This is a genomic window from Nocardioides marmorisolisilvae (assembly GCF_031656915.1).
Lineage (GTDB): Bacteria > Actinomycetota > Actinomycetes > Propionibacteriales > Nocardioidaceae > Marmoricola > Marmoricola terrisoli.
This window is the reverse complement of the sequence record NZ_CP134227.1, coordinates 2,320,234-2,345,527: the sequence shown is the minus strand read 5'-3', so window position 1 is coordinate 2,345,527 and position 25,294 is coordinate 2,320,234. Positions and strand designations below refer to the sequence as shown.

Genomic DNA, 25,294 nt, shown 5'->3' with positions numbered 1-25,294 from the left:
CGACGACGTGCGCAGGCGTAGTCGGGCGCTGGGAGCTGTGATTTGGGCCCTTCAGTGTTGCCCTTGAGCAGGAGGACTGGATTCCGCCTTCTTTGCGGCTCCTGGGGTGGGTGCGGGATGGCTCTGGACCGTGCTGGTGGGGGTGATGGGCATGACGGCCCAGGCGGCGGACAGGGCCGCGACGGTGAGGTGCTGTCGATCGCCGGGGCGTAGGTGTTCGAGGCCGAGCGCGTTCCAGAACTCGCCGTGCTGTTCGCAGTCGAGGACGGACGCGACCGTGCCTCGGATGGGTGCGCGTTGGCGGTTTGCGGTGACGTGCAGGTAGCAGTGTCCGGAGTCCTCGGCGCGCCAGGCGAGGACCTCCGGCTTGGATAGGACCAGAGCCCAGGCCAGGAGCTCGGAGGGGTTGTCGACGGTGGCGGTGACGTCGCCGACGATGTCGAGCTCTCGGCTGATGCGCAACAAGATCGCGAGCTCACGAGCATCCTTCGCCGGGTACATCGCTGCTTCCTTTCGCACTTGGCGTTGCTGAGGTTGGTTGGCTGCTGGGGCGGCGTGGTGCCCGGGGCACAGGCTTGGTCTGGAGAGCCCGGCGCGGGGTTTGCGCCGTGGTGGCCGGGCCGGGCTCTCCAGCGGTGGGAGGCGGCGGCGTCAGCGTGTGCGCCGCTCTGCGTCCCGTGTGCGCCCTCCGAAGGTGAGCCGTCTGGCGACGGTCGTGCGGAGGGCGGCCGTGGCCGCCCTGACGCGCCACGCGCTGCTCTTGGCCCAAGCGCGCAGTACGTCGCGGGCGGATCCCTCGGGCGTCGTCGACGCCTTTCCGACTCCAAGCGCCCGCCGGGCGAACGGCGCCGGGTCAGGCGTTGATCTCCTTGCGGCCGGTCTCGCCGGCGCTGATCTCGACCCTGCGGGGCTTGGCCCTCTCCGCGATCGGGATGGTCAGGGTCAACACGCCGGCGCCGTAGTTGGCGCTGAGCCGGTCGGTGTCGAGGGTCTCGCCGAGGAAGAGCTGGCGGCTGAAGACGCCATAGCCGCGCTCGTCGACGACTCGCTCGGCGCTGTCACCGGCAGGGGGCTTGCGCTCGGCGTGCACGGTGAGCACGTTCTGCTCCACGGTCAGATCGATGGAGTCCACCGACACCCCGGGCAGGTCGAGGTGGACCACGAAGCTGCCGTCTTCGCGATAGGCGGTCATCGGCATCGCCGCAGGCCGGGCACGGGTTCCCCACACGGCCTCGGTGAGTCGGTCGAGGTCGCGGAAAGGATCAGTACGCATCAACATGGATCTTCCTCCTCACGGTCCGGCGAGCTCCGAAGGAGAACCGCGTCGGGATGCGCAGACCCTTCAGGAAATCTCTGGTTGTCAATTGAGATTTCTACTCCTGTCGGGGACACTATTCAAGAGCGAGCAGCGACGAACTTCGCAGTCGACGCGAAAGGGCTGACCTTGGCGTGATCCGGTCCATCAATGAGGCGCGTGCGGTCCTTGGCGTGGCCGCGGACACCGGTCCGGCCGCGATGGCACGCGCCTACCGACGACTGGCCAGGACCACCCATCCCGACTGTCGTCGGCCCCGGATGCCGCCGAACGGTTCGGCACGGTGTGCGCGGCCTATCACCTACTCCGGCAGGCCCCGGGCCGCCGTGCCGCGGCCGCGAAGCCCGTCCCGACCCAGACGGACTCCGGGCCAGGGCGCAGCACACCGCGGCCCCGTGACACAGCCGTGGCGCGACCGGTGCACTCAGTGCACATCTCGGCGGGCATCCCGGTGGACATCCCGGTGGACATCTGGGGGTCGCCGTGCAGGGGCAGATCGGACTACCTCGGTCGGTAGGAGGCGCCGATCGTGGCCGGACCGGTCACGGTGCGGCCCTCGCGACCCGACCCGGGCATCCGCAGACGCGAACCAGAGATGATCGGTGATGGTCGATCTGGAGCCGGGACGCGGCCTGTTCTCGATCTCGGTGACCTCCGAGCTGACCGGGGTCAACCCGCAGATGCTGCGCGCCTACGAGCACAAGGGCCTCCTGGCGCCGCACCGCACCGAGGGCGGCACCCGGCGCTACAGCAGCCATGACCTGGACCGGATCGACGAGATCACCACCCTGCTCTCCGACGGGCTCAACCTTGCCGGCATCGAACTCGTCCTCCAGCTCCGCGCGGAGAACCGCCGCCTGCAACGCGAGATCCACAGGCTCCGCCCCAACACAGCATGCCCCTCCTCAACGCAGCGCCGGACCTCGCCGGATCGACAGAACCAGCGGCACAACGACCAGTAGCAGCCACCACTGCCAACAAGCGCGGCCCACCGATGCCAAGTCGCGCGTAGGAGGCAGCGCCGCACACCTATCCAGGGTCGCCGCTGCGCTCAGCCAGATACCAGCCGCCCCGCGTGCTAACCATGAAGGCCCAGATGGCTGCGAAGCGTAAGAAGCGAGGACAACGACCGCGTACTAACGGGATCTGCACGGAATTTCGGTGTAAACGGCCCGACACGCCAGCTCGGTTGAGTTGGCAGGAAGGGTCGATGATGACCGGAACACTGCCGAACATGTCTGTATCGGTGAAGGCGGCCGAGAAGCCGCAGGAGGAGAAGGAGAACCACAACCACGTCGAGGCGCAGCGACCGGAGGCGTTCGCGCCACCCTCGGCCGAGGAGCTCGAAGTGGCCCGCGAACTGGTGCGTTCTGCCCGCGAACGGGGGACCGCGTTGACTGGTCCGGGCGGGCTGCTCAAGGCGTTGACCAAGACGGTGATCGAGACCGCTCTGGATGAGGAGATGGCCGACCACCTCGGCTATGACAAGCACGACCCGGCCGGCGAGAACTCCGGGAACTCCCGCAACGGCACGCGCACCAAGACGGTGCTGACAGACAACTGCGGGCCGGTGGAGATCGAGGTGCCTCGGGATCGCAACGGCAGCTTCGACCCGGCGATCGTCAAGAAGTGGCAGCGCCGCTCCGGCGATGTCGACACCATCGTGCTCTCGCTGTACTCCAAGGGGCTGACCACCGGGGAGATCAGCGCCCACTTCGCCGAGATCTACGGTGCCTCGGTGTCCAAGGACACCGTCAGCCGGATCACCGACAAGGTGATCGCCGAGATGGCCGAATGGTCCGCCCGGCCGCTGGAAAAGGTCTACGCGGCCATCTTCATCGACGCCATCCACGTCAAGGTCCGCGACGGCCAGGTCGGCAACCGGCCTATCTATGCCGCGATCGGGGTCGACCTGGCCGGCCACAAGGACGTCCTCGGCCTGTGGGCCGGGGCCGGTGGCGGGGAGACCGCGAAGTTCTGGATGAGCGTCTTGGCCGAGCTGAAGAACCGGGGCGTGGCCGACGTATTCTTCGTCGTCTGCGACGGCCTCAAGGGCCTGCCGGACTCCGTCGAGGCGGTCTTCCCGCAAGCGGTGGTGCAGACGTGTGTGATCCATCTGATCAGGAACACCTTCCGGTATGCCTCGAAGAAGTACTGGGGCCAGATCGCCGCCGACCTGAAGCCCATCTATGGGGCACCGACCCGAGACGCGGCGTGGGCGGCGTTTGAGGAGTTCGAGGAGAAGTGGGGCAAGCCCTACCCCGCGATCGGCCAACTGTGCCGCAACGCCTGGGAACAGTTCACCCCGTTCCTGGACTACGACGTGGAGATCCGCAAGGTGCTGTGCAGCACGAACGCCATCGAGAGCCTGAACGCCCGGTATCGCAGGGCAGTGTCCGTGCGCGGTCACTTCCCGACCGAGCAGGCCGCGATGAAGTGCCTCTACCTGGTCACCAGGTCCCTTGACCCCAAGGGCACCGGACAGACACGGTGGACCATGCGCTGGAAGCCGGCGTTGAACGCATTCGCGGTCACCTTCGCCAACCGGATGCCCCAGGCCGAGGACCGCTGAACATCAAAATGAAGAACGCCGTTTACACCGGATTCCGGACAGACCCTAGATCTGGTGAACCGTCAAGATCGAACGGCCGCGGCGCTGGAAACCACGGCGCCGAGAGGTCACGCCCGTCAAATGGCGGGAGTACTAGCGGCGGCGTGCCTCAGCGAGCAGCTGGGCGATCTCATCGGCATCGACCGACTCGAGGTCATACTCTGCAGAGCTCTCAGCGAGGAACTTCTCACGGCGGGCGTGCAGCGTGTCGTTGTAAGCGACCAAGTCGGCCGTTGGCTCCTCGTCACGAACAGGTCGTGTCATGTGGCCGAGGCTACGCGGCGTCGCCGATCGACTTCGACCGGAATTCGGTGCCGGTTGCTGGCGCCGCAGAACCTTCGAGAACACCGATTGTCGATGGCCGACGACATGCTGGGTGCGCGGAAGTCCTTCAATTGCTCATCGCTGTCGGCGCTGCCGCGGGGACCGCGATCCAACTCCGCCTGTCTCTCATGGACTTCGGGGCGAGCCGGAAAGAGGCCGTCGAGTGGTGGACCACCGAAGACGAGCTGATCGCCGAGGCGCCTCGCTTGAAGCGGAGGCGAATGCGGCGCGAACTCCGATCGTGGCGCGACCCTGAAATGCATCGCACGATCCGCGACCTCAAGCTGGCCGTGACCAGCTGGACGCTCCTCGTCGTGGCTTCTGCGGTGGCCGCGTACGCGGCAGCGGTGGATCTCATTCGGTAGGCCGAAGGCGCTCGGCCTGAACGGAGCCATGCAATCATTTGGCATTGAACCCAGTGGAGAGTCTCCCGGTGCCTCCGATCGCGAATCTTGCGGGCCCAACACTCCGACCAGTGGCGTGGGTCACCCGGACGGAGTTCGAACGCTCCGTCTTGCCTCACGTCAAGATGTCCGCGTGGGTTCATCGGTTGCCTCACGTGAAATGTCCGGGTAGGTCAGGCTGCGGGGCGGGTGCCTCGGGTGCGTAGTGCCTCAAATCAAGATGCCCGCGAAACGTTGACCGTGCCTCAACTAAGAATGCCCGCGGAACTGGGCGGTCAGCTCGCTTTGACCCTGATGCCGAACCGGACGTCGGGTAGCGCGCTGGGGAACGTCGATAGGTAGAGCTGCTCGGTCTTGTCCTTGGCCAGTTTGAGCAGCACGGCCTGGAGGTCGGCGATCTCGCGGCCGATCGCGGCAGGGTTGAGGGTGTCGCGGTAGGCGAGGAGTTCGGCTGCCTGCGTTGAGGGCTCGGACGCTGGTGTGGGCTCCGCGCTTGAGCTTCTTGGTGGTGAGCTCGGAGAACCAGCGCTCGACCAGGTTGAGCCACGAGCTCGAGGTCGGCGTGAAGTGCACGACGAAGCGGGGATGAGCGACCAGCCAGCGCTGGATCGCCGGCGTCTTGTGCGTGGAGACGTTGTCCATGACGAGATGCACTGCGAGGTCGGCGGGGACCTCCTTGTCGATGGTGGTCAGGAACTTCTTGAACTCGATCGCCCGGTGCCGGGCGGTGAGCTGGCCGATGACCTTGCCGGTGGTGATGTCGAGGGCGGCGTAGAAGCTGGAGGTGACGTGCCGCTTGTAGTCGTGGGTGGCGCGCTCGGGGGTGCCGGGCAGCATCGGCAGGATCGGAGAGGTCCGGTCCAGCGCCTGGATCTGGCTCTTCTCGTCCACGCAGAGCACCACGGCTCGCTCGGGTGGGGCGAGGTAGAGCCCGACCACGTCCTTGACCTTGTCGACGAGCAGCGGGTCCTTGGATAGCTTCCAGGAGTCCTGCCGGTGGGGCTGGAGGCCGAAGGCCCGCCAGATCCGGGAGACCGCCGACTGGCTCAACCCGACCTCTGCCGCCATCGACCGAGTTGACCAGTGCGTCGCGTTGCGCGGCGTCGACTCCAGGGTCTTGGTGATCACCGCCTCGACCTGATCGTCGGTAACGGTGCGTGGCCGACCCGGTCGGGGCTCGTCGAGCAGTCCATCCAGGCGATGCTCGGCGAACCGATTGCGCCACTTACGCACGGTGCCGCGCTCCACCCCGAGCCGCTCGGCCACCGCGACATTGGAGCCACCCTGGGCGGCGGCCAGAACGATCCGGGAACGCTGCGCGAGCGCCTGCGCGCTCTTCGGTCGGCTCGCCCACGCCTCCAGCTGGGAGCGTTCTTCGTCGGTGAGGACAACGGCAACGGCCTTGGGATCGGGCATGCCCAAGACTATCAACTACTGGAGATGAATTATTGACTCAACACACTAACGGGGCATCGCCCCAGCCCGACGAGCCGTGCGTGGTGTCCCGGGGTGGTGCTGGCGGCTCCGGTCGGCGGGTTGACGGTGCCCGGGGGCCCGTGTTGTGACCGCCTGCTTGGCGGTGGTTGGCTCAAGGTGAGCCGTCCCGCCTGACCGGAGCCTTCTCATGACGCTACCGCGCACCGTGTCCGATGTCGTTTCCGAGCACACCGTCTTTGAGGTCGAGTGCATCGGATCGGATGTATCTCAACGTCTACGTTCCGCAGTTGCAGTACGCGGCCGGACTGGTGGGCTATGTGCAGCGCCAGCTCGGGCTTCCGGTCGCCTCGACCGCGCCGCTGAGCAAGATCACCGATGCGTTCAGCAAACAGATGCGCCGCTTCGCGGTGGACCAGGGCGTGCCGTGGGTCGACTTCGTCAAGGGCCAACGCAAGGACGACATCGTGCACGAGCGTCTGGCGCGGTTCGAAGCAGCCGGGCACACCGAGGGAGTGTTGTTCATCGGCCGTGCGCAGGAGAAGACGTCGCTGTTTCGCACCGAGAAGCGCCGCAACGTCGAGGGGCGGGCGTATCCGTGGATCGTGAAGACCACCGGGATGGTCAACCACTTCTACGTCTACGCCGTCGATGCCGACTTCGGGCCGTTCTTCCTCAAGTTCTGTTCCTACTTCCCCTACAACGCCCGGTTGTGCATCAACGGCAACGAGTGGGCCAAGCGACAGGCCGCGAAGGCGGGGATCGGGTTCACCGCGTTGGACAACGCGTTTGCCTCCTTCGATGACCCCGCCGATGTCGCCACCGTTCAGGCAATCTGCGCCAGTCTGGGCCCCGACCAGATCGATGCGCTGCTGCGCAAGTGGCTGGCCAAGGTGCCACACCCCTACTCGAAGGCGGACCGGGCGGCCGGCTACCGCTACGACATCTCGATCCTGCAGGCGGAGTTCTCGCTGACCCAGATGCTGGACCGGCCCGTGAGCGGGCGGATCTTCTCCGAACAAGTCATCCGCGACAACCTCGACCTGGGCCGCCCCGACCAGGTCGGGTTGGTCTTCAACCGCCGCATCCACGCCGGGAAGAAGCACCAGACGCCAGGACGGTTCCGGACTCGAGTGATCACCCAAGGCGTGACTCCCAGCCTGCACGTGGACTACAAGGCGACCACCATCAAGCAGTACCACAAGGAAGGGAGAGCGCTGCGCACCGAGACCACGATCAACAACACCTACGACTTCGACATCCGGAAACGACTGACCAATCTGCCCGCCCTGTGCGAGATCGGCTTCACCGCCAACAGGCGTCTGCTCGACGTCCAACGACTCAGCCACGACCCGGCCCGAGGACAACAGGTCTTCACCACGCTCAACGACCCGGTCACCACCGAGACCGGGGCCCGGGTCGCCGGGCTGAAGTTCGCCGATACCCGCGCGATGGCGTTGCTGCACGCCCTCCTGGTATTCCGGCTGCTACCCGACGGGTTCACCAACCGCGACCTGCGCGACCTCGTTGGGCAACTGCTCGGCACCGTCATGTCGGCAGGGCAAATGACCTACGACCTGCGCAGACTCCGCGTCCACGGACTCATCGTCCGTCGTGCGCACAGCAACCGCTACCAAGTCACCGACACCGGAATCGAGCACGCCCTGTTCCTCACCCGCGCCCATGACCGACTGCTGCGCACCGGCATGGCCCAACTCGCCGGACCCGAACCCCACCCCCTACAGGCCGCGAGCCGCACCTACCAGCACGCCCTCGACCAACTCACGAAGGAATCTGGACTCGCAGCCTGAGACTTGACCCGAAATTCCGGCTCCGCCGGACCAAGCCTTCTAGCTAGGTCCCGCCGCTTGCCGCGCAAGTCGTTCGAGCGCATCGCCGGCCAGGGCTGTGGCCCAGGTGTCCCCTCGGACCCGTTAGGTGGGCGCGCGAAGGCAATGGGCGGCTTTGCCACGTCAGCTGTGCCTCGTCGTAGGGCGCCGCCACTTCAACTGCGTCGAGTACGCACGATGGAGGGCAGGTGCTAGCAAGATGACCGTCGAGAGCGCCCCCAAGCCCAGCGGTGCGCCCACGGTCGGGAGGCCCCTGAACCGCCAGGGTCCGGCTTGGTACTCGCTGTCGTTGATGAAGACGATGACCTTCTCAGCAGCCGACCCGAGAAGCGCCGCTACCAACTCGGGCTCGAGTTTTTCGCGGGTTCGCAAGGTTCCAGGGTTCGGCATCGTGAGGACGGCTACGTGTCCGTGTGCCGTGAACCACTGACCTTCCTCGCGCGGTTCCTCGATATCGGTGTATCCGTACTCAATGCTCAGAGGGAACGGCCAGCGGAGAGTCCCGAACAGACGGCCTCGGACGAGGGAAGTCTGTGCGAGGCCGCCCGCGTCGACATCTTGGTCGTCCGTCAAGATCTGAGTCGGGTCGAGCTGAGCGTCGAGGTTGAACTCATGTGCGTCTAGCACCGTAGCCACGAGGCTGTTGAAGGTCGCTGCTGGCATCGGTTCAAGCTCGTTGCGCAGCGGGTCGAGCGGGTGCCCTAAGTACTGGCCGCGCCAGGTCCCGGAGTCGATACGCATGGATGCATGCCGGTCAAGGCCGTCGAGGAACTTAGGTTCAATCAGGTTGCTCGCAGGTATCCACACTCTGATCTTGGTCTGCCCTGGCTCGCCGACTTCGTCCCAGCGGACGTCGGCACCCCACCGCGCTTGAACGAGGTCTCTCACGTCGAGCCCGACGAACTCGCCGACCGACTCAACCCACACAACCAGGTAGACCACCTCAGGCGCCTCGTACCACTCGCGAAGGTGGGCGATATTGACGTTTGCGTAGGCACCCTTCTCGGCGAACGCGGCAGCGCTGTGCGTTTCAGTGTGGAGCCCTTTGAGCTGAAACCAGATGCGCGTCTGGCTGACCGTGCTTGAACCGCCCTGCTTCAGCTTCAGCCTGATGCCTAGGTCGATAGCCCCGCGGTCGCGGTGATACTCCAGCCAGATGCCTCGACCGTGGAGGAGGGTGCGGAACTTCAGGACGTAGCCGTCCTCGAAATCCTCTTCGGGAATGGTTGCCGACATCTCACCAATGTCGCACGGCCGCGGGAGGTCCCGAGGGCAGATCCAGTTCGGGCGGTCCGAAGGGGATACCGAAAAGTCACCGGAAAGGGGTTCCGAAGATCTGCGAGCTCACACGAGGTGGTGGGGTAGCCTTGACAACCGAAAGATCGCAGATCCGTTGCAGGGCTGCAGATCCAGCGGCTTGGATCCGAGGGATACCGAGATCCATCGATGACCTGATGGGCCACGTCCTTCAGAGAAGGTCCCGGGTTCGAATTCCCTCAGGCACACCCTCAGGCACCTCAGCTCCACCAAAGCCGCGGGTCAGCGGCTTGCGCGGATCCTGAATTCAGGAGCAGGCAGTGTCAGGTCAGCAGAACTCACCCCCCCCTTTGAGCCTGGTTCACACCGATCGTGCTGAGCTTCTACCCTGGCACTGCCATCGGGGATCACGAAGGATGGCGTCCTTCGACCCACCGCGCGTTCTGAACCAACGGCCTGTCACAATTTGGCCCTGAAGGTCTTGACGTACGAGGTGTGACGTGGCTTACTTTCTGGAACTCCGTATACGAAATACGTAACGCGGGCCCGAGGTGGAAGCATGAGCCGAACCATGGTCGAAGAGAGCGCTCGGAAACTGCACGGTTCGCTGGGTGTTCCAGCGATTGTCTTCATGGTGGTCGCGGCGGCTGCGCCGCTGACCGTGATCGCTGGGGTGGTGCCGATCGGCTTCGCCTTCGGGAACGGAGCCGGTTTTCCGGCGATGTTCGCGCTGGTGGGGGTTCTGTTGCTGCTCTTCTCGGTCGGCTTCACCACGATGACCAGGCATGTTCCGAAGCCGGGTGCGTTCTTCACATACATCGCGCACGGCCTGGGTAGGCCGGCAGGGCTCGCGGCTGCCTACGCCGCCATCCTGTGCTACATGGCTATCGAGGTCGGGGTCCTCGGGTACATCGGGTACGAGTTCAACGACGGAGTGAACCACTACCTGCACGCGAACATCCATTGGTCGGTGTACACGGCTGTCGCTCTGATTGCTGTCGGCTGGCTCGGCGCTCGCCACGTCGAGCTCAGCGCGCGTGTGCTTGCCGTGCTCCTCAGTCTCGAGTTGACGATTGTCCTGCTGATCTCTCTGGTCGCGCTCGGCAAGGGCGGCGCCCACGGCCTGAACCTGACATCCTTCACACCCAGCACGGTGACCGCGGGTGCCCCTTCTCTGGCGCTGATGTTCGCGGCGGCGTCCTTCATCGGCTTCGAGGCGACCGCGATCTTTCGCGACGAGGCGGTCAATCCGCACCGCACCGTGCCGAGGGCGACGTACGCGGCGGTCGTTGTGGTGGGCCTGTTCTACACCTTCGCGTCGTGGGCGTTCGTGATGGCCTGGGGCTCGGGTGACGTCGTCAAGCGTGCGGCCACCGACCCCAACTTCCTCTTCAGCACGGCGCGCGCAGAGCTCGGAGGCGTTGGCGAGTTCGTGACCCATCTGCTGGTGATCACCAGCATCTTCGCCGCAGTGCTCGCGTTCCACACGATCACCACCCGCTATCTGCATGCCCTGTCGTTGGCCGGTGCGCTGCCTTCGTACCTTTCTGGCGTCCACCGTCGCGACGGTGCGCCCAGCTCCGCATCGATCACGACCACGGTCGCGTCCGGGATCCTCGTGGTGATCTGCCTGATCGCCGGGATGGACCCGTACCTGAAGATGTTCACCTGGTTTGTCGGGTTGGGCTCGATGGTCTACATCATGCTGCTGGCAGTGTGTACCGTCGCCGTCTTGGTGTACTTCGCGCGCGCAGGGTTGAGCGGCGAATCTTGGTGGGCCGTCAGGCTAGCCCCGGTCCTCGCCCTGATCGGTCTGGCTTGGAGCGCCTGGATTACGGCGAAGAACTTTCCGCTCCTGGTCGGTGATGTGAACTCGGCCGGCAACCCGGTATTTGGCAAGGTTTCGATCTTCCTGCTCGCCCTGATCGGGGTGGCTGTCGTCGGAGGCCTGGTCCAGGCCTTCATCCTGCGGGCGCGCAATGCTGCGGCCTATGACGAGATCGCGGACGCGGACATCGCCGCCGCCTGATCGCGGCGGTGGATCAGACGGTCGGCTCGGGCCGCCCGTCGGCCGCGGCAAGATCGCGAACGATTGCTTCGACTTCGATCTCGACCATCATGCCGGGCGTGGTCAGCCCCGCTTGGACCGCCGTGGTCACCGGCAGGATCGAGGCGAATACCTCGCCGTGCGCGCGGGCGAAGTCTGCAGCGGTTCCGAGGTCATAGAGGTAGGCGCGAGTGCGTACGACGTGCGCGATGTCGGCGCCGACCTCGCTCAGAGCGGCCGCGATTCGATCGAGTGTGAACCGGGTCTGGGCGTAGGTGTCATTGGGCGCGTGCAGTCGGCCCGATGGCTCGATCGCGGTTGTACCTGCCACATAGACCATCGCGCCGACCCGGCGTACCCGGGCGTAACCGCCGAGCTTCTCGAAGCGTCCGTGCCCCTGTACGGCTTGGTCGATCGAGTCGATCGGCTGGCTCATCGGTGTCTCCTTGCGCAGTGGGATGTGTTGGACGGAATACGATGTTCTGTACACGACAGGACGAGGACGCGATGCCAGGGATGAAACCGATCGACCGGATGGGCACCACGTTGGCAGACAGTGCCTACCAGCGGATCTCCGAAGCTCTTCTCGCCGGAACGATTGAGCCGGGCGCGCGACTGGTGATGGACCAGCTCGCCGAGCAGTTGGACATCAGCCGTACGCCGGTTCGTGACGCGCTGCTGCGGCTCGAGCGCGAGGGGATGATCGAGCCCTCGGGACGGCGTGGCTACACCGTGCGCGAGTTCGTCCCCGACGACTCGGTCCATCTCTACCAGGCTCGGGAGGCCGTTGAGTGCTACTCCGCGCGGATGGCGGCCGAGCTGGGTAAACCCGCGTTCGACTACATCAAGAAGGTCGTCGACTCGGTGGGGGGCACTGACCTCGGAGACGTTCAAGCCGTCTACCGAGCCAACCTCGCAGTCCACCGCTCCTTCGTGGAGGTTCTCGAGAACCCCGTGATGCTCGACGTCTTCGACGAGATCTGGCAGGGTGCGCGCGGTCTCGCCATGTTCGCGGACTATCTCGCTCACGAGCGAAACCGGGTCTCGGTCTCCCGGGCCCACGAGCCGTTGGTGCGAGCGCTTCGCAAGGGCCCCGAGGCGGCGTACGAGGAGATGAGCGCACACATTCGCGCCGGGCTGGACGTGCACAAGGCCTGACCGATCCTCGGTCGGTCGGCCCGGGCCGCGCTTGCCATCTGTCTCCATTCCGCATACCGTATACGAAACGCGGTGTGAGTGACAATGAGGAGGAGCCCAGATGTGTGGGATCTCAGGGCGGGTGCGGTACGACGGAGGACCGGTGGGCGCCGACATCGTCGAGCTCGCCGCTCGCATGCGGCATCGCGGCCCGGACTCCACGGGCTTCGCCATTTACGGACCCATCCGCCGCGATGGCTTCGTCGTACGCGGGTTCCTCGCCGACAGGTCCGCACTGGATCCCACGCTGCAGGCGATCGAGGATCGCCTCAAGAACAGCGGGGCCTCTCTGAGCGCCGAGCCCACCTCGGATGACTCGGGTCAGCAACACGTTCTGTTCCGACTCGAGATCACCGAGCCGAACGACCTCCCCACATGGGTCGACGCAGTCGAGCAGCTCACCGGGGTGGAACTGCTCTCGGTCGGACGATCTCTGGAGATCATCAAGGACGTCGGGGATGCCCGCGCAGTCGATGCCAAGCACCGTGTCTCCAAGATGTCTGGGACGCACGCGTTGTCGAACATGCGCCTGGCGACCGAGTCGCTGGTCTCCCCGATCGCAAGCCATCCGTTCTGGGCTCGCCCCTTCCCCGACGTCTGCATCGTCCACAACGGTCAGCTGACCAACTACTTCACCTGGCGTCGACGCCTGGAACGCGCAGGCTACCGGTTCGGCAGCGAGAACGACTCCGAGCTGATCGCGGTGTGGAACTCGGTCCAGATGTCCGAGGGGCTGAGCCTGCAGGAATCGTTGATCCGAAGCCAGAGCGAGTTGGACGGCGTGTTCACCTATCTGCTCGGCACAATCGACGGCATCGGGATGGCCAAGGATCGTTGGGCGATCAAGCCCCTGGCCGTGGTCGATGAGGCCGATGGAATTGCGATCGCCACCGAGGAGCAGGCGCTGCGCAGCATCTACCGTGACGAGGTCGAGGTGCACAACTACGACGGGCCGTTGATGACCGAGGTCTGGGGACTCCAGCCCGTGGCGACCGGATCTGCGGCATGAGCGCCCTGGCTGCCGGCATCGAGGCGTCGGCCCCGGTGCGGATCAGTGCGGGGGATCGCCCGATCCGTGAGGTGAACAGGGAGATTCGTGCGGCCGTCGATGCTGGTCGCGACATCGAGGTCCATGACCCGCTGTCACGTCACAACCTTGGTGTTGCCCTGACCGGCCCGGGCCTGGTCACCTTCAAGGGCAGCGTGGGCTACTACTGCGGCGGCCTGTCTGACGGCGGCCGCATCGTGGTCGAGGGCAATAGTGGCTGGGGGACCGGGGAGGGCCTGGCGAGTGGACACATCACCGTCAACGGCAACGCCGGCATGAGCGTCGGAGCCGCCATGCGCGGGGGCATCATTCACATCCGTGGCAACGCTGGGCCGCGCTGCGGGGTCGCGCAGAAGGACGGACTTATCGCCGTCGAGGGCGACATCGGCTACTCGACGGGCTTCATGAGCCACGGCGGACGGATCGTCTGCCTGGGAAACTCCCGCGGATCGGTGGGCGACTCACTGTGGCAGGGAACCGTGTGGGTGGCCGGCGAGATCGAGACCCTCGGCATCGACGCCGTGGTGGTGACACCCGAGCAGGCCGAGGTCGACGAGGTCGAGGCACAGCTTGGCGCGCTCGGGATCGACGGGTCGGGGCGCGATTGGAAACGGATCGTCGCCGGTAAGAAGCTTTGGTACTTCGAGGCAAGGGATGCAAAGAAATGGCTGATGATCTGACGTCCGAGCCGGTCTTGATCGCCGACGAGAACCTGGTCACCTTCGGTGACGGCGGCGTCGAGGGGCGCCCTGCCGGGGTCCCTTCGTCGTATGCCGAGGGCAAGTCACCCCGCTGGACCCGTGAGGTGATCGCGGACATCCACGCCAAGTCCCAGCTCGGGCGATACCAGCTCCGGGGATTCTCCACGTTCCAGAAGAACCTCCCGTCCTTCGATGAACTGGTCTTCCAGCCCGCGACGATGACTCGGCTTCCTCTCGAGGGCTACCGCGAGCGCTGCGAGACCAGAACCGTCCTGGGCGACGGCCTCGGCCTGGTCGAGAACCCGGTCGAGCTCGACATCCCCATCTACATCGCCTCGATGAGCTTCGGTGCCCTTTCGGCCAATGCCAAGGCAGCGTTGGGTCGTGGCGCGAAGAAGGCCGGCACGATGACGTGTACCGGAGAGGGCGGAATGCTTGAGGAGGAGCGTGCGGAGAACCGGACTCTGCTCTACCAGCTCTCACCGGCTCGTTACATGATCGATCTCGATCACATCCGTAGGGCCGACGCAGTAGAGATCGTGGTCGGGCAGGGCGCCAAGCCCGGCACGGGTGGACTGCTCTTGGGCATGAAGGTCTCTGAGCGCGTGGCCCGGATGCGGAATCTGCCGCAGGGCGTCGACCAGCGATCGACCTCGCGCCATCCGGACTTTCTGGGCGCCGACGACATGACCATCAAGATCGAGGAGCTGCGTGAAGCAACTGATCACAAGGTCCCAGTCTTCGTGAAGATGGGCGCCACTCGCCCCTACTACGACACCGCAGTCGCAGCCAAGACGGGCGCCGACGTGATCGTTGTTGACGGACTCGAGGGTGGCACGGGCGCCTCGCCAGAGCTCCTGCTGGACAACACCGGTGTCCCCACCCTCGCTGCCATCCCGGCTGCTCGACGTGCGCTTGACGACACCGGGATGTCCGGCAAGGTCAAGTTGGTTGCCGCCGGAGGGATCCGCTCCGGCGTCGATGTCGCCAAGGCCCTTGCGTTGGGTGCCGACTGCGTGATGATCGGCTCGGCGGCGATGATCTCGCTGGGCTGCAACTCTCCGCGATACGTCGAGGACTACACCGCGATCGGCACCGAGCCGGGTGCCTGCCACCACTGCCATACCGGCCGCTGCCCGGTGGGGGTCGCCACTCAGGACGAGGTCCTCTCGTCCCGGGTCGACGTCGAGGCCGCGTCTGAACGTGTCTATCGATTCCTGACCGCGATGACGATGGAGGCCACCTTGCTGGCCAAGGCATGTGGCAAGTCCAGTGTGCACAACCTCGAGCCCGAGGACCTGCGCGCGCTGACCCTCGAGGCGAGCGCGTTCACGGGGATCTCTCTGGTCGGCGCGGACCGTCCCTTCACTTGGTAAGGGTGGGTCCAGCATCCGCCGTACCAACGACGGCTGTCGGGTGCGCGCGTTACTGGGGTCGGCTCGCCGGGTCGATGGTGCCGCGGGCACCCAGCCTGAACCGCGGGTCGGTCTCGTAGCGGCGCAGCGCCAGACCGGCGACGTAGTCACCGACCACGGGCCCATGCTTGAAGAGATGGCCCGAATCGCCGGCCACCAGGATCACGCGGTCGTGCTCGGGGTGGCGGTCGATCAGGAAGTGCGTGTCGATGGTGTTCGCGATCTGGCCCACCGCCATCCCGCTGATTGGACGATCGGCCAAGCCCGGGAAGCGCTGGGAGATGTAGCGTCGGGTGCGCGCGATGGACGTGGCATCGACGATCCGGTCCTCCTCGTCAAGGTCGATCGAGAGCTGTTTCCAGACCAGCACCGCCTTGAAGCCGTAGCCGCCCGCCGCGGGAATGCCGTAGGCGTTGTTGCCATGGTCGATCCAGCACGGGAATGAGCCGTGGTCGTACGCCGTCTCTCCTGCTGGCGGCTCGATCATGATCACGTTCTGGCGCACCACCTCGACCAGACGGCGTACCGAGCGTGGGAAGAGTCCGCCCATCCACGCGCCGCAGGCCATCACTACGACGTCGGCCTCGAGCGGTCGCCCGTCGAGTTGAGGATGCTCGCGGCTGTCCGTGATCACCCGGCCACGCCGCAGCACACCGCCTTCGTGGAGGAACTGCTCGGTGGTCGCAACCGTCGCTCGCCGGGCGTAGACGAACCCCGCCTCCGGCTCCCACAGGCCGTAGGTGATGCCGTGGGAATCCAGCACCGGGAGCCGGGCTGGAAGCTCGCTCGCCGGTGCAACGAAATGCGGGATGCCGAGCCGAGTCAGGGTCTGACGGCTAGCGTCTTCCCATGAGGTGTGGCCCTCACGGGCAAGCATCACGGCACCGCACTGAACGAACAGCTCCTGCCCGGTCTGTTCAGCCAGCTGCAGCCACCCGACGCGTGCGTCGCGGCTCCACCGCGCGTACAGCTCGTCGGTGCCGTGGCTCGCCCGCAGGATCCGGTGCTCGCCGCCCGACGCGGCTGCCGCATGGCCTGGCTCCCACGCGTCTACGAGGGTCACGGCGAGGCCTTGGCGACGCAGCGCCAGCGCTGTGGACGCGCCTGCGATCCCAGCGCCGACGACAACTGCTGACGTACTGCGTGCCATTTGTATCTCCAGCCATCCCGGGGTGAGGTCTTGCCCCGCTTTCGAATACCGTATACGGTAATGCCGAGCCTGTCAGCACCTGAGGAAACCCGAGGTGACCATGAGCAAGGAACTCCCCGACGGAGTGCACACCGTGCAGTTGGCGGTTCCAGATGCCGCCGGCGTGCTCAGAGGAAAGCTGATCCCTGCCTCGGCCTGGCCGGCCGTAGCCGAGGGCGGAATCCACATGGCAAGCGTCCTATACTCGTGGACGCCTCGCTGCGAGATCCGCGAGGACGACGAGTGGGCCGATCCCTCCAAGGGCTGGCCGGACATGCACGTCACACCGTTGGACGACTTGCGTCTGGTGCCCTGGCGTCCAGGATTTGCGTTGACCTTGTGCGAGACGTCTGACGACGAGGGAAACGAGCTTCCCGTCTCGCCGCGCAGCGCCCTCAAGCGGGTTCTTGCCCACGCAGAGCGGCTTGGGTTCGAGGTCAGGATCGGCTTCGAGATCGAGTTCTACCTCCTCGATGCGGTGTCCAAGAAGCCGCGTCACGACAACATCCAGTGCTACGGACTGGCGCGGGCGGCTGAGTACGAGGACGCGCTCGGCCCGATGCGCAACGATCTGATTGCCTTCGGCATCCCCATCGAGGCCGCGAATGCCGAGTATGCGCCTGGGCAGGTAGAGATCAACGTCCGCTATGACGAGGCCATGCATACCGCGGACAACGCCGTGCTGTTCCGCAACGCCGTCAAGGAGATCGCCACCCAGCACGGCTATGTCGCGTCGTTCATGGCCAAGATCTCCCGCGATCAGTCTGGCAGCGGTGTGCACCTCCATCACTCGCTGTGGCGCGACGGAGCCAATGTGTTCGCCGACGGGCGACAGCTCTCCGACATCGGCCGCTGGTACCTCGGCGGACTGCAGCGACACATGGCCGACTTCACGCTCTTCGGGTCGCCCACGCCCAACTCCTACAAGCGCCGGCAGGCCTACTCGTTCTGCCCCCAGACGGCGTCGTGGGGCCACGACAACCGCACTGTCGGCCTGCGGGTCATCGAGGGCTCAGAGAGTGCGGTGCGCATCGAGCAGCGCGACGGTTCCTCCGATGCCAATCCCTACCTGATCATGGCGGCTCAGATCGCCGCCGGGATCGATGGCGTCGAGCACCAGATCGAGCCGGGTCCACCCACTGACGCAGACGCGTACGCCGACGAGGCTGGCGCCGTACTGCCCAGAACGGTGCCCGAGGCCGCCGAAGCCCTCGAGAAGTCCGACCTCGCGAGGGAGGTGTTCGGCGACACCCTGATCCGTGTGGTGGTTGGAACCGCACGCCACGAACACGCCTATGTCAACGAACGGGTCTCGGACGTCGAACGTGACCGTTACCTCGAGGCGTTCTGATGGATATCGCTCAGGTTCGCGGGCAGTGCACCGCCACAGTCAAGGATTCGACATTCGACGGACACCGGCTCACTCTGGTGCAGCGGATCTCGCCGATCGGTGAACCCGAGGGTCCCGTCGAGGTCGCACTCGACACCACGTCGGCGGCACCGGGCCAGCTCGTCCTGCTCGCCAGGGGATCCGCGGCGCGAATCCCCGCCTCGATCCGGCAGGTCGCCACCGACCTGACCGTGGTGGCGATCCTCGATGAGGTCACCGTCGCCACCACACAGACCCGTGCGGGGCGGCCCCGTCGACGCACGTCCTCAACCGCAACAGAAGGTAGGTAACCATGGCCGAGATCCCTCAGGTCGCCATCGGCATGATCGAGACGCGTGGTGTCGTGCCGGCCATCGAGGCCGCCGACGCGATGGTCAAGGCGGCTAATGTCCAGATCGTCGCCAAGGAATCAGCCGGCGGCGGCCTCGTGGCCATCATTGTCCGCGGGGACGTGGGCGCGGTGAAAGCCGCCACCGACGCGGGCGCGGTCGCGGCGAACAAGGTAGGCGATGTGCTGTCCGTGCACGTGATCCCACGGCCCCACGACGACCTCAGCGCAATTCTGCCGAGCGCCTGAGCTCCATGTCCCAGACCGACTTCCGATCCTTCGTCGACGCGCTCGACACGGCCGGCTCGACGCGACCGGTGTCGGCCCCACCGATCCGGCGCGTCGCCGTTCTCGGCGCCGGTGCCGTCGGTCAGCTCCTCGCCTGCGAAGCTCTTGCCGCAGGACTCGACGTCGTCCTGCACTCGGTCTTCGGCCGCGACCTCGAGGATCTGGAGGAGCAGGGCTCGATCACGGTCAGGGGCAACCATCTCGTCGGCAGCTACGCCGTGGGCGAGGCGCAGCCCGGGCAGCCAGCTATCAAGCTGGCGTCCAGCGTCGATCAGGCCGTGATCAACGCCGAGGTGATCTTCGTCGCCACACCGGCGTCGGCGCATGCAACCTACGCCGGTGTCCTTGCTGATGTACTCGTCGACGGACAGGTCGTCGTCTTGGTGCCAGGGCGGTTCCTCGGATCGGTTGCGTTCCGGCAGGACCTGGCCAGACACCACTGCCGCGCGGATCTCACCATCGGCGAGCTGGCCGCTACCCCATACCTGGCAAGCAGGATCGGCGCCACCGTGACGGTCCAGGGAGTGACCCGGTCCGCTGACCTGGCCACGCTGCCCGTTGACGCGGCCTCGGGCGTGGTCGAGCGGCTGTCCGTGATGTTGCCGCACCTGACCGCAGTCGACAGCCCCTTGGTGACAGCGTTCGGGACCGTCACCGGAGTCATCGCCGTGGCGCCAATGCTGACCAACGTCGCCGTGATGGACGGTCGGGACTCCTCCGTCCTTCTGCGCGATCTGGTGCCCGCAGCGCTGTCGGGCACCCTTATTCGGGCGCTGGACCAGGAACGCCGCGACGTGGCCTTTCACTACGGCGTCCGCGATCTACCCAGCGCCGGTGATTGGCTCCGTGCGGCGTTCGACCCGCGCGAGCAGCAAGACCTGGACCGAGCCGATGACGACCTCGCCGCGGTGATGGCCGACCTGGAGATCTTCGACGAGGTGACCGTGGGTGGCACCGGCGGCCCACACGTCACCGACGACGTCCCTCACACGATGGTGCCGCTCGTGCGAGCTGGACGTAACGCCGGAGTGCCGACCCCAGCAACTGAGGCTGTGGTGGCGCTCGCCAGCTGCCTGATCGGCGATGACCTCATGTCGACAGGTCGCAGCCTAGAAGGCCTGGGCATGGGCGGAATCAGACCGCCTGACGTGCGACGTCGGTTGAGCACAGCCGCGGAGGTTGCTCCGCAGGCCATGACCTGGTGGAGCGTGTGAGATGGCTGCCATGGCCTTCCAGGACCTAGAGAGCGTTGCCGAAGCTCGTAGCTGCGCGCTGAAGGCGTACGAGGCCTGGCAGAAGTTCCGCGCCTTCACACCAGACCAGGTCGACCAGGTCGTGGCGGCGATGGCGACGGCAGCCGAGAGAGAAGCACTACCGCTGGCCGAGCTGGCTCACGTGGAGACCGGCTACGGCAAGGTCGAGGACAAACGGCTCAAGAACCTCTACAACTCACGCGTGGTCGCCGAATGGCTCGCCAACGTCACTACGCTCGGGGTGCTGTGGCGAGACGATGCGACCAAGGTCGTCGCGATCGGCGAACCGATGGGAGTCGTCGCTGGCCTGATCCCGGTCACGCACCCCACCGCTCTGGTGATCTTCAAGGTGCTCTCTGCGGTCAAGGCAGGCAATGCGATCGTGTGCGCGCCACACCCCCGCGGGGCCAAGTCCTCGCATCGAACGGCGATGGTGATGGCCGAGGCCGCCGTCCAGGCCGGAGCGCCGAAGGATCTCGTCCAGTGCATGCAGGCCGCCTCCATCGAAGGCACCGCGGAGCTCATGCGCCACTACCGCACAGCCGTGGTCCTCGCTACCGGCGGCGCCGGGATGGTGAAAGCGGCGTACTCCTCGGGCAAGCCGACCCTGGCGGTCGGACCCGGAAACGTGCCCTGCTACGTGGACCGGTCCATGTCCCGCGAGCTCGCCGATGTGGCCGACGGCATCCTCACCTCGAAGAACTTCGACCACGGCACCGGATGCGTCTGCGAACAGGCAATCGTCGCCGATCGTCCGATCGCAGACATGCTACGAGCGGAGCTTCGCGACCACGGGGGGTACTTCTGCAACCGCTCCGAGGCCCAGGCGCTCGCCAGGCTCCTGTTCGCACCAGACCTCGGCATCATCCCCGAGAACGTGGGCCAGAGCGCGGCCACACTGGCTCAACGAGCTGGCTTTGAGGTCCCTCCGCGCACCAGAGTCCTGATCGCCGAACAGGACGGCGTGGGGCGTGGGTTCCCCTTGTCCGCTGAGAAGCTTGCGCCCGTCCTCGCCTTCTACGAGGTCGCAGACAGCGCATCGGGCTACGACCTGTGCCATCAGATTCTCAAGTTTGGGGGAGAGGGGCACAGCGCATCGCTTCACTCCAACGACCCGGAGGTGGTCACCCTGTTCTCCTCGCTCCCGGCCGGGCGGGTGTTCGTCAATACTCCGTGCATGCACGCCGGCATCGGCTACTCCGCCGACGTCGAGCCGAGCTTCATGCTGGGCACCGGGACCCTGTCCGGATCGATTACCTCGGACAACGTCACCGCGATGCACCTGATCAACATCAAACGGATCGCCTACCAGTCGCGCCCGTGGCGCACCATGGACAACCTGTTCGAGAGGACCCCTTGATGGCCCAGAGCCACAGCACTTTCGAGCTTCGCGCGTTCGTGCAGATTGACCGGATGCAGCCACAGTTCGCGGCGTATAACGGAGCCACCGTCTACGGTTCCATCCCCCTCTCGGGGGACTCCGTGCTCGTTGGAGAACTCGGCCCCGGAAACGAGGTCTTCCGAATCGTCGACGTTGCGCTCAAGGCCGCCAGGATCGAAGCCTGCAGCCAGATCGTCGAGCGTGAGTACGGGTTCTTCATGCTCCGATCGCCGCACAACTCCGAGATCGTCGCCGCGCGCGACGCCATCCTCGACCACACCGGCCTCGGGGTGGCCGACCGGATCGCTCCGCGGGTGGAGAGCAATCAGATCATCACCTCCGTCGAGCCCTACCAGGCCCAACTGCTCAACAAGTGGCGCAAGGGTTCGATGGTCGTCCCCGGTGAGACGCTCGGCATCATTGAGTGCTCGCCCGCCGCCTACATCGCAGCGGCCGCCAACGAAGCCGAGAAGTACGCCAGCATCAAGATCGTCGAGGTACGCGCCGTGGGCCGCTTCGGCCGGCTGTTCATCACGGGGACCGAAGAAGAGGTCCGTACCGCCGTCAAGGCAGCAACCAGCCTATTGGAGTCGACGGAGGGCCGCTGATGCCGCTTGTCTCCGAGTACGACGTACGCAGAGCGGCCGCCACCGGCAACCGGGAGCTGTACGTCGACGCCGACGCCGTGGTCACCCCCCAAGCCCTCGACATCGCCGACCGGCTGGGCGTCGACATCCAGCATCGAGCTGCACCCATGGGCGCCCAGCCATCGATCGACCCGGCTCGTGCCGTACAGCGCCTGCTGTTGCGTCGCTCCCCTCGGTGGGTGGCACCGCCTCATCGCCGCGGTCTCGCCGCGACCAGGTTCACCCGGATCGCATTCGTCGGCAGCGGGATGGTTGGAGCCACCGCTGCCCATCTGGCCGCGATCTCAGGAATTGCCGACGAGCTGAGCCTGGTCGACGTTGTACCGGGGCTTGCGGCCGCCACCGCACTGGACCTCGAGCACGCCTCGGGAATCACCGGCTCGGCTACTCGAGCCCGAGGCGGCACCTCGCTCGACCTGTGTGCAAGTGCAGACGTCGTCGTGGTCACCGCCGGCCGACCACGCAGTCCAGGAATGACGCGAGACGCATTGCTGGCCATTAATGCGCGAGTCATCCACGATATCGCCGAGTCCATTGCCCTGCACGCCCCAGATGCCGTCGTCATCGTGGTCACCAATCCTCTCGACGAGATGACCAGCGAGATGTGGCGGCGCAGCGCACTCCCCGCGAGGCAGGTCATCGGGATGGCCGGAACCCTCGACTCGAGCCGGTTCCGCAACGCTCTCGCTGGGGTAGCGGGCGTGCGACCTGCCGACGTCCAGGCGATCACCTTGGGCAGCCACGGCGCCGAGATGGTGCCCTTGGTCTCCAGTGCCACGATCAAGGGCCGACCCGTGCGTGACGTCCTGTCGACTGCCATGATCGACCGGGCCGTGGCCGAGGCGGTCAATGGAGGCGCAGCAGTCGTTGAGCTGCGCAAGACCGGGTCGGCCTTTATCGCTCCCGCACATGCGGTCATGGAGCTCGTCGATGCCCTCCGCGGAGCCATCACCGACCCCCTGCCTGCCTCGGTCATGCTCACCGGCCAGTACGGGATCGATGGCCTCTTCCTCGGCGTACGAGCCCGCTTCGACAGCGGAGGGGTCGTCGAGGTCATCGAAGACCGCCTCGATAAGGCAGAGTTGTCCGCTCTGCAGGCGGCTGCGCGATCGGTACAGGCGCGGCTCGCGGGCTGAGCTGAGGCGTCGAAAACGGCTGGGGCGAGCGGCGCCGAGACGTTGCATCCGCGCGGACCGGTTGCGTGGCGAAGGCGCGTAGCGAATACCGGTCAGATCGTGCGTTGCCGAACCGTCAGCGGAGCGTGCTCGGTCCATCTCACCTTGAAGGTTGGCGAAGCAGGCGAGTGGTCACCGCGGAACTGCCAGACGTGTCTGCATCGATCGAAGCGGTAGTCGGGACAGTCTGAAAGCCCCCGGCTGGTGCCGGTGGAGGGCGGTCTCGTCTGGCTGGTCGTGGGGGAATACGTGGTGAAGTTTCGCCGAAAACAGCAAAACCGCGGGTGAGAGGCTCGAGGGCGTCTCGTAAAAAGGATCGGTCATGGTGTCGCGCTGGTGGCCGCACGTGAGTTTTCGAGCGTCGGCGGCCGGCGGGGTGAACGGCAAAGCTGTGTGTTGAACAAACGTGCAACGAGTGTAGGTTCGCGTGATGGCAGGCAAGACGATCGGGTTCCGACCGAACACCGAGGATTTGCGGATCCTCAAGGACGCGGCCGCCGAGGGCGCCTCCACCACAGTCGCGATCAGGCACGCGCTGCGGTTGCTCGATGATGAGAAGTGGCTCGACCAGGCGCGACGCGACGCGACTCGGCTGCGTGAGGAGAACCTAAACGAGGAACCGAGCGCCTGGTGAGGGCCGGGTGATTCGTGGCGCGGTCTATCGGGCGGACCTGGGCCCCGGACGTGGCCACGAGCAGGGCGGCAAGAGGTACGCGATCGTGGTGTCGCCCTCGGATATGAACTGGTCGGTCGCGACCGTCCTCCCGACGTCGACCAGCGCACAGGCGAGCATTTATCGGCCCGAGATCGAGACCGTGGGAGATCTGACCAGGGTTCTGGTCGATCAGATCAGGACAATCGATGTGAGTTATCTGTCCGACGAACCGGTGGAGTACTTGACCCGCGACCAGATGGGCGGGATCGAGCATGCGCTTGCCCATTATCTCGGACCGGGCTATTCATCTGACCGGACTGTTCTGAGGTGCCGTGAGTGAGGAGTTTCCGTCCGCGGGCTGGGGTTTCACGACCCGCGCTCGGCTGGTGAGCTCCGGTCCTGGTTCGGTCCCGATGCGGACTGTCTGGACTACCTGGACTGGCTGCGCTGGCCGCGCGGGTTCGTCTGCCCCGAGTGCGGCCATGCCGGCGGCTGGCGCGTGGCCGATGGCCGCTACAAGTGCTCCGGGTGTGGCAAGCGGACCGCGGTGACCGCGGGCACGCTGTTCGATCGTCGTCGTACTCCGTTGACGGTTTGGTTCGAGGCGATCTGGCTGTTCGCGTGGGGCAAGGACGGCATGTCCGCGTTGAGCCTGCAGCCGAGCTTGCAGATCGGCTCCTACGCGGACCGCGTGGGCGATGCTGTACCGGCTCCGTGCGGTGCTGATCCGCCCGGGCCGAGACCGCCTCAAAGGGGTCGTCGAGGTCGATGAGACCTACATCGGCGGCGAAGAGCCCGGCCCTCGCGGCGGGCGCGCGAAGGGCAAGAAGGCCTTGGTAGGGGTGGCGGTGGAGGTCTTCGAGCCCCGCGGGATCGGCCGGTGCCGCATGCAGATCCTGCCCGATGCCTCCGCGGAGAGTCTGGGCGCATTCGTGAGTGCACACGTCGAGCCGGGCACCCATGTGATCACCGACGGCTGGACCGGCTACCGCGGCCTGCCGGCGCTCGGGTACATCCACGAGCCCCGCAGTCAGCGCGCCGCACGCCGGCGTGGGGAGGATCCCGGCGAGCTGCTGCCGGTGGTCCACCGGGTCGCTTCGCTGGCCAAGCGTTGGCTGCTGGGCACCCACCAAGACGCTGTCCAAGACGTGCACCTGCCCGACTACCTCGACGAGTTCGTCTTCCGGTTCAACCGCCGGCACTCACGCAGCCGCGGCATGGTCTTCTACCGCGTCCTCTAGCTAGCCGTGGCCCACGAGCCGGTGCGCTACCGCGACCTGGTCGCCAACCCCCAGCCCAAGCCTGTGCCACCGACCCCGCCCGGCGGCCGTGGCCATCCGCCGACGCTGGACCAACCCAGTGCTGACCGCCCGTGGCGAGTCACT

24 protein-coding genes and 2 pseudogenes are annotated in these 25,294 nt (G+C 66.1%); 19 read left to right on the top strand and 7 right to left on the bottom strand.

What is annotated here, in order from left to right:
- Window positions 1-51: 51 nt before the first annotated feature.
- Together Q9R13_RS11215 and Q9R13_RS11210 are read right to left on the bottom strand one after the other, a co-directional pair.
- Window positions 52-501, bottom strand: a complete 450-nt coding sequence (locus Q9R13_RS11215; RefSeq protein ID WP_310961265.1) for a hypothetical protein — start codon at window positions 499-501, stop codon at window positions 52-54.
- 352 nt (window positions 502-853) lie between these two features.
- On the bottom strand, window positions 854-1,279 hold the full coding sequence (locus Q9R13_RS11210) for an Hsp20/alpha crystallin family protein (protein WP_310961264.1): 426 nt from the start codon (window positions 1,277-1,279) through the stop codon (window positions 854-856).
- A gap of 641 nt (window positions 1,280-1,920) precedes the next feature.
- Between Q9R13_RS11210 and Q9R13_RS11205 the strand changes: the two genes are divergently transcribed.
- Together Q9R13_RS11205 and Q9R13_RS11200 are read left to right on the top strand one after the other, a co-directional pair.
- On the top strand, window positions 1,921-2,277 hold the full coding sequence (locus tag Q9R13_RS11205) for a MerR family transcriptional regulator (protein ID WP_310961263.1): 357 nt from the start codon (window positions 1,921-1,923) through the stop codon (window positions 2,275-2,277).
- A gap of 272 nt (window positions 2,278-2,549) precedes the next feature.
- Window positions 2,550-3,887, top strand: coding sequence for an IS256 family transposase (locus Q9R13_RS11200; protein WP_310961262.1), 1,338 nt, complete (start codon window positions 2,550-2,552; stop codon window positions 3,885-3,887).
- 132 nt (window positions 3,888-4,019) lie between these two features.
- Here the strand turns inward: Q9R13_RS11200 and Q9R13_RS11195 are convergent, their stop codons facing one another.
- Complete coding sequence (locus Q9R13_RS11195; protein WP_310961261.1) at window positions 4,020-4,190, bottom strand: hypothetical protein; 171 nt, start codon at window positions 4,188-4,190, stop codon at window positions 4,020-4,022.
- A 188-nt stretch (window positions 4,191-4,378) separates the two neighbouring features.
- On the opposite strand from Q9R13_RS11195, the gene Q9R13_RS11190 reads away from it, so the two are divergent.
- Window positions 4,379-4,615, top strand: coding sequence for a hypothetical protein (locus Q9R13_RS11190; RefSeq protein WP_310961260.1), 237 nt, complete (start codon window positions 4,379-4,381; stop codon window positions 4,613-4,615).
- 486 nt (window positions 4,616-5,101) lie between these two features.
- On the opposite strand, the pseudogene Q9R13_RS11185 reads toward Q9R13_RS11190, so the two are convergent.
- Window positions 5,102-6,070 (bottom strand): annotated as a pseudogene (locus tag Q9R13_RS11185) (IS630 family transposase); the annotation flags it as partial.
- Between the two features lie 281 nt (window positions 6,071-6,351).
- Here Q9R13_RS11185 and Q9R13_RS11180 point away from each other — a divergent pair.
- Window positions 6,352-7,899, top strand: coding sequence for a hypothetical protein (locus tag Q9R13_RS11180; RefSeq protein WP_310961259.1), 1,548 nt, complete (start codon window positions 6,352-6,354; stop codon window positions 7,897-7,899).
- A 162-nt stretch (window positions 7,900-8,061) separates the two neighbouring features.
- Here Q9R13_RS11180 and Q9R13_RS11175 read toward each other — a convergent pair whose 3' ends face one another.
- Window positions 8,062-9,174: a hypothetical protein gene (locus Q9R13_RS11175; RefSeq protein ID WP_310961258.1), complete on the bottom strand. Its 1,113-nt coding sequence runs from the start codon at window positions 9,172-9,174 to the stop codon at window positions 8,062-8,064.
- Between the two features lie 580 nt (window positions 9,175-9,754).
- Here Q9R13_RS11175 and Q9R13_RS11170 point away from each other — a divergent pair.
- Entirely contained in the window at window positions 9,755-11,224 is a 1,470-nt protein-coding gene (locus Q9R13_RS11170; RefSeq protein WP_310961257.1) for an APC family permease, read from the top strand.
- 13 nt (window positions 11,225-11,237) lie between these two features.
- Here Q9R13_RS11170 and Q9R13_RS11165 read toward each other — a convergent pair whose 3' ends face one another.
- Complete coding sequence (locus Q9R13_RS11165) at window positions 11,238-11,678, bottom strand: Rid family hydrolase (protein ID WP_310961256.1); 441 nt, start codon at window positions 11,676-11,678, stop codon at window positions 11,238-11,240.
- 71 nt (window positions 11,679-11,749) lie between these two features.
- On the opposite strand from Q9R13_RS11165, the gene Q9R13_RS11160 reads away from it, so the two are divergent.
- The 4 genes from Q9R13_RS11160 (at window position 11,750) to Q9R13_RS11145 (ending at window position 15,564) form a co-directional block, all read left to right on the top strand.
- A complete protein-coding gene (locus tag Q9R13_RS11160; protein ID WP_310961255.1) occupies window positions 11,750-12,400 on the top strand; it encodes a GntR family transcriptional regulator in 651 nt (216 codons plus the stop codon).
- 100 nt (window positions 12,401-12,500) lie between these two features.
- Window positions 12,501-13,448 carry a class II glutamine amidotransferase domain-containing protein gene (locus Q9R13_RS11155; RefSeq protein WP_310961254.1) on the top strand — a complete coding sequence of 316 codons (948 nt, stop codon included), beginning with the start codon at window positions 12,501-12,503 and terminating at the stop codon, window positions 13,446-13,448.
- On the top strand, window positions 13,445-14,167 hold the full coding sequence (locus tag Q9R13_RS11150; protein ID WP_310961253.1) for a GltB/FmdC/FwdC-like GXGXG domain-containing protein: 723 nt from the start codon (window positions 13,445-13,447) through the stop codon (window positions 14,165-14,167). Before Q9R13_RS11155 ends, Q9R13_RS11150 begins: the two co-directional genes overlap by 4 nt.
- Window positions 14,152-15,564: an FMN-binding glutamate synthase family protein gene (locus Q9R13_RS11145; protein ID WP_310961252.1), complete on the top strand. Its 1,413-nt coding sequence runs from the start codon at window positions 14,152-14,154 to the stop codon at window positions 15,562-15,564. Before Q9R13_RS11150 ends, Q9R13_RS11145 begins: the two co-directional genes overlap by 16 nt.
- Window positions 15,565-15,613: 49 nt before the next feature.
- Here the strand turns inward: Q9R13_RS11145 and Q9R13_RS11140 are convergent, their stop codons facing one another.
- Entirely contained in the window at window positions 15,614-16,753 is a 1,140-nt protein-coding gene (locus Q9R13_RS11140; RefSeq protein ID WP_310961251.1) for an NAD(P)/FAD-dependent oxidoreductase, read from the bottom strand.
- Between the two features lie 100 nt (window positions 16,754-16,853).
- Between Q9R13_RS11140 and Q9R13_RS11135 the strand changes: the two genes are divergently transcribed.
- From Q9R13_RS11135 to Q9R13_RS11090, 10 genes and pseudogenes are all read left to right on the top strand, one after another.
- Window positions 16,854-18,143, top strand: coding sequence for a glutamine synthetase family protein (locus Q9R13_RS11135; protein WP_310965074.1), 1,290 nt, complete (start codon window positions 16,854-16,856; stop codon window positions 18,141-18,143).
- Complete coding sequence (locus tag Q9R13_RS11130; RefSeq protein ID WP_310961250.1) at window positions 18,143-18,472, top strand: EutN/CcmL family microcompartment protein; 330 nt, start codon at window positions 18,143-18,145, stop codon at window positions 18,470-18,472. Before Q9R13_RS11135 ends, Q9R13_RS11130 begins: the two co-directional genes overlap by 1 nt.
- 2 nt (window positions 18,473-18,474) lie before the next feature.
- Window positions 18,475-18,759: a BMC domain-containing protein gene (locus tag Q9R13_RS11125; RefSeq protein ID WP_310961249.1), complete on the top strand. Its 285-nt coding sequence runs from the start codon at window positions 18,475-18,477 to the stop codon at window positions 18,757-18,759.
- A 5-nt stretch (window positions 18,760-18,764) separates the two neighbouring features.
- Complete coding sequence (locus tag Q9R13_RS11120) at window positions 18,765-20,012, top strand: NAD/NADP octopine/nopaline dehydrogenase family protein (protein ID WP_310961248.1); 1,248 nt, start codon at window positions 18,765-18,767, stop codon at window positions 20,010-20,012.
- Between the two features lies 1 nt (window position 20,013).
- Window positions 20,014-21,411, top strand: coding sequence for an aldehyde dehydrogenase family protein (locus Q9R13_RS11115; RefSeq protein WP_310961247.1), 1,398 nt, complete (start codon window positions 20,014-20,016; stop codon window positions 21,409-21,411).
- A complete protein-coding gene (locus Q9R13_RS11110) occupies window positions 21,411-22,040 on the top strand; it encodes a BMC domain-containing protein (protein WP_310961246.1) in 630 nt (209 codons plus the stop codon). The genes Q9R13_RS11115 and Q9R13_RS11110 overlap by 1 nt, the downstream gene beginning before the upstream one ends.
- On the top strand, window positions 22,040-23,215 hold the full coding sequence (locus tag Q9R13_RS11105) for a malate dehydrogenase (RefSeq protein WP_310961245.1): 1,176 nt from the start codon (window positions 22,040-22,042) through the stop codon (window positions 23,213-23,215). The genes Q9R13_RS11110 and Q9R13_RS11105 overlap by 1 nt, the downstream gene beginning before the upstream one ends.
- Before the next feature lie 469 nt (window positions 23,216-23,684).
- Entirely contained in the window at window positions 23,685-23,888 is a 204-nt protein-coding gene (locus Q9R13_RS11100) for a hypothetical protein (RefSeq protein ID WP_310961244.1), read from the top strand.
- 7 nt (window positions 23,889-23,895) lie between these two features.
- Window positions 23,896-24,249, top strand: a complete 354-nt coding sequence (locus Q9R13_RS11095; protein WP_310961243.1) for a type II toxin-antitoxin system PemK/MazF family toxin — start codon at window positions 23,896-23,898, stop codon at window positions 24,247-24,249.
- A gap of 18 nt (window positions 24,250-24,267) precedes the next feature.
- A pseudogene (locus Q9R13_RS11090) lies at window positions 24,268-25,147 on the top strand (IS1595 family transposase); the annotation flags it as partial.
- Window positions 25,148-25,294 lie beyond the last annotated feature (147 nt).